Annotated in this window: 5 protein-coding genes; 4 read left to right on the top strand and 1 reads right to left on the bottom strand. The window is 69.0% G+C overall.

Annotated elements, in window-relative coordinates:
• Positions 1-390: enoyl-CoA hydratase/isomerase family protein (locus tag VHK87_RS08030; protein ID WP_329634384.1), on the bottom strand; the 390-nt coding region annotated here is incomplete at its 3' end.
• A gap of 165 nt (positions 391-555) precedes the next feature.
• Here VHK87_RS08030 and VHK87_RS08025 point away from each other — a divergent pair.
• From VHK87_RS08025 to VHK87_RS08010, 4 genes are all read left to right on the top strand, one after another.
• Complete coding sequence (locus VHK87_RS08025) at positions 556-876, top strand: hypothetical protein (protein WP_329634383.1); 321 nt, start codon at positions 556-558, stop codon at positions 874-876.
• Positions 877-912: 36 nt separating this feature from the next.
• Positions 913-2,322: an FAD-binding oxidoreductase gene (locus tag VHK87_RS08020; RefSeq protein ID WP_329634382.1), complete on the top strand. Its 1,410-nt coding sequence runs from the start codon at positions 913-915 to the stop codon at positions 2,320-2,322.
• A gap of 61 nt (positions 2,323-2,383) precedes the next feature.
• A complete protein-coding gene (gene yaaA, locus VHK87_RS08015; RefSeq protein WP_329634381.1) occupies positions 2,384-3,178 on the top strand; it encodes a peroxide stress protein YaaA in 795 nt (264 codons plus the stop codon).
• Positions 3,175-3,860: 3-hydroxybutyrate dehydrogenase (locus VHK87_RS08010; protein WP_329634380.1), on the top strand; the 686-nt coding region annotated here is incomplete at its 3' end. The genes yaaA and VHK87_RS08010, both read left to right, overlap by 4 nt.

Raw genomic sequence — 3,860 nt, 5'->3', positions numbered from 1 at the left:
GCTCTTGGCGATCAGCCGCACGTCACAGCTCATCGCCAGGCCCAGCCCCGCGCCGACCGCCACGCCGTTGATCCCGCCGACCACCGGCTTGTCGCACCGCTTGCGGATGGAGAGCAGGAAGTGGCCGACCCAGCCGATGTCGTCCAGCTGGGCGGTCATCGCCGGCCAGGGCGAATAGGAGTCCGATCCGGAGAGATCCAGGCCCGCGCAGAAGGCGTCGCCGGAGCCGGTGATCGCCACAACCCAGACGTTGTCGTCCTTGGCCGCCTCGTCCACCGCCTCGACCACCCCCCAGGCCAGCTCCTGCGAGAGGGCGTTCTTCTTCGCGGCCCGGTTTAGCGTGATGGTGCGGACGTGGCCGGCGTCGGAGGTGGTGACGAGCGGGGTCATGGGCTTCCTCTCCTGGACATGTTTGTCGCCACCATAGGAGATCGGCCCGGCGGCGAAAGTCGGCTTCGCCGTTGCTCTCCTCGACATACTGCACCTTCCAATATTTGCTTGCCGGACCCTCGCAAGTTGTGGCGCCATGCGGCCTTCAACGGGGAGAGGATCGCCATGCGTACGCTTCTGACCGCCGCCGCCCTCCTGGCGCTGGCGACGCCGGCCCTGGCCGGTACGCTCGAGGAGGTCACCACCAAGGGCATCGTGCTCAACATTCAGGGCATGGACATTGAGGTAGACTACACCCCGGACGGCAAGTTCAGCGCCATGGACGGCCAGATCACCGGCGAGTGGCGAATCGACGGCGACAAGCTGTGCACCAAGTCCACCGTCCAGCCGGAGGAGACCTGCACCGTCTACCCGAAGGACAAGAAGAGCGGCGACGCCTTCGAGGTCCAGGGCGCCGAGGGGCCAGTGGGCATCAAGATCAAGTAGTCCCGCAGGCGCGCACGAGGCGCTACACTGGCGCCCATGACCGCGCCCGTGCCCGCCGACGTCCTCTCCCGCCTGAAAGCCGTTCTCGGCGCGGACGGATGGAGCCAGGATCCCGAACGCCTCGCGCCGAAGCTGTTGGAGTGGCGGGACCGCTGGCACGGGACGACGCCTTTCCTGGCTCTGCCGAGGACCACCGAGGACGTGGCCGCGGTGGTGGGGATCTGCTTCGAAGCCGGCGTGCCGATCACGCCTCAGGGCGGCAACACCGGCCTGGTGGGTGGCCAGATCCCGCAGGGCGAGATCCTGCTCTCAACGGAGCGACTGCGCGCGATCCGCGACCTCGATCCTTTCGACGACGTGATCGTCGCCGAGGCGGGCGTGACGCTGGCGGCGGTGCACGAGGCGGCGGCGCAGCATCGGCGCCGGTTCCCGTTGGGGCTGGCCTCGGAAGGCTCGGCGACGGTCGGCGGAGTGGTCTCCACCAACGCCGGCGGCACCCAGGTGCTGCGCTATGGGACCACGCGCCAGCTGGTGCTGGGGCTGGAGGCGGTGCTGCCCAACGGCGAGGTGTGGAATGGCCTCAAGCGGCTGCGCAAGGACAATACGGGCTATGACCTCAAGCAGCTGCTGATCGGGGCCGAGGGGACGCTGGGCGTCGTCACCGCCGCCAGCCTGAAGCTGTTCCCGCTGATGGCCTCGCGGGCTACGGCGATGGCGGGGCTGGCCAGCGCCGACGACGCGATCCGGCTGCTGGCTCGGGCCAAGGAGGAGGCGGGTGGGGCGGTCGAGGCCTTCGAGCTGATGAGCCGGATCGGGGTGGAGTTCGCCCTGAGGAACATCGCCGGCCAGCGGGACCCGCTGGACGGCGTCCATCCCTGGTACGCGCTCATCGAAATCACCTCCGGCGAGCCCGGCTCGGCCGAGGCGGCGATGGAGCGGCTGCTGGCGGGCGCCCTCGAAGCGGGCTTGGTGCAAGACGCCGCCGTCGCCCAGACGGAGGCCCAGGCGAAGGCCTTCTGGTCCCTGCGCGAGAACCAGTCGCCAGCCCAGAAGCCGGAAGGCGCCACCTGGAAGCACGATGTGTCGGTGCCGGTCAGCGAGGTCGCCACCTTCCTGCGCGAGGCTTCCGAGGCGATGGTCCGCTTCGCCCCCGGCTGCCGGATCTGCGCCTTCGGCCACGTGGGGGACGGGAACATCCACTACGACGTCCTGCGGCCCGACGGCGGGGACGACGCGGCCCACTCCGCCAGGCGCGACGAGGGCTCGCGCATCGTCCACGACATCGTGGCCCGACTGGGCGGCTCGATCAGCGCCGAGCACGGGCTGGGCTCGATGAAGACCGCCGAGGCCCTGCGCTACAAGAGCCCCGTCGAGGTCGCCGCCCAGCGCGCCGTCCGCCAGGCCCTCGACCCCAAGCGGATCATGAACCCACGGGTGCTGTTCTAGCCGCCCCGCGCGCTGTCGAGGGGGCTTCCCTTCCCCTGAGTCTCGCGCCAAGAGAGCCGCCATGCTGATGGTGCTCTCGCCCGCCAAGTCGCTGAACTTCGAGCGGCCGAAGGCGCAGCTTCCGGTGAGCACGCCGGAGCTGATGGAGGACGTGGCCGAGCTGACCAAGGTCACGGCCAAGCTGAAGGCCGCTGACCTGAAGCGGCTGATGAGCCTTTCCGACGACCTCGCCAAGCTGAACCGCGAGCGCTTCCAGGCGTTCGACCCGGCCTCGGAGGAGGGGCTGCAGGCGGCGCTGGCGTTCAACGGCGATGTCTATCTGGGCCTGAAAGCGCGCGAGCTGGACCGACGCGCGCTCTCCTGGGCGCAGGACCACGTGCGCATCCTTTCGGGTCTCTACGGCGTGCTGCGGCCCCTCGACGCCATCCAGCCGTACCGGCTGGAGATGGGCGTGCGGCTGAAGACCAAGCGGGGTCCGACCCTCTACAAGTTCTGGGGCGAGAAGATCGCCAAGGCGCTGAACGAGGCCTCGCGCGGCCACAAGGACCGTACGGTCGTGAACCTGGCCAGCCAGGAGTATTTCGGCGCGGTCGATCTCGCCGCGCTGGAGACCCCGGTGGTCACCTTCCGCTTCCTGGAGGAGAAGGACGGCGAGGCGCGAGTGATCAGCTTCTACGCAAAGCGAGCGCGGGGGATGGTGGCCCGCTACGCCATCGATCACCGCATCGAGAAGGCCGAGAAGCTCAAGTCATTCGACGTGGCCGGGTACCGCTTCCGCGAGGATCTTTCCAGCGCCGAGGAATGGACGTTCGCGCGGCCGCAGCCGCCGCCGGCGGGAGCCGTGAAGGAGAGTTGAGCATGGACTACGGCCTCAAGGGTCAGGCGGCGATCGTCACCGGCTCAACCAGCGGCATCGGCCAGGCGATGGCGGCAGCCCTCGCCGAGCAGGGCGTCAACCTGGTGATCAACGGCTTCGGCGACCCGGCCAAGATCGAGCACGACCGGCGCGCGCTCGAGGAGCGGACGGGCGTCAAGGTCGTCTACCACGGCGCCGACATGACCAAGCCGGACGAGATCGCCGACCTGGTGGACAGCGCCTGGCGCGAATTCGACCGCCTGGACATTCTGGTCAACAACGCCGGCATCCAGCACGTCTCACCCGTGGAGGAGTTCCCGCCGGAGAAGTGGGAGGCGATCATCGCCATCAACCTCTCCTCGGCCTTCTACGCTACGCGGGCCGCAGTCCCGATCATGAAGGCTCAGGGGCGCGGGCGGATCGTCAACCTCGCCTCGGCCCACGGCCTCGTCGCCTCGCCGTTCAAGTCGGCCTATGTGGCGGCCAAGCACGGGATCGTCGGATTCACCAAGTCGATCGCCCTCGAGCTCGCCCGCAACGGGGTGACCTGCAACGCCATCTGCCCGGGCTATGTGAAGACGCCCCTCGTCGAGGCCCAGATCGGCGACCAGGCCAGGGCCCGCGGCATTCCGGAGGAGCGGGTGGTGGAGGATGTGATCCTCGCCGCCCAGCCCAATAAGAG

This window comes from Phenylobacterium sp., assembly GCF_036263695.1.
GTDB lineage: Bacteria > Pseudomonadota > Alphaproteobacteria > Caulobacterales > Caulobacteraceae > Phenylobacterium.
The sequence above is the reverse complement of the archived record's forward strand: the minus strand, read 5'-3'. Positions and strand labels throughout refer to the sequence as shown.

What these genes read in the sequence shown, in the direction of transcription:
- VHK87_RS08025 (WP_329634383.1), top strand. Translation starts at nt 556, where the DNA reads ATGCGTACGCTTCTGACCGCCGCCGCCCTCCTGGCGCTGGCGACGCCG.
- VHK87_RS08020 (WP_329634382.1), top strand. Translation starts at nt 913, where the DNA reads ATGACCGCGCCCGTGCCCGCCGACGTCCTCTCCCGCCTGAAAGCCGTT.
- yaaA (WP_329634381.1), top strand. Translation starts at nt 2,384, where the DNA reads ATGCTGATGGTGCTCTCGCCCGCCAAGTCGCTGAACTTCGAGCGGCCG.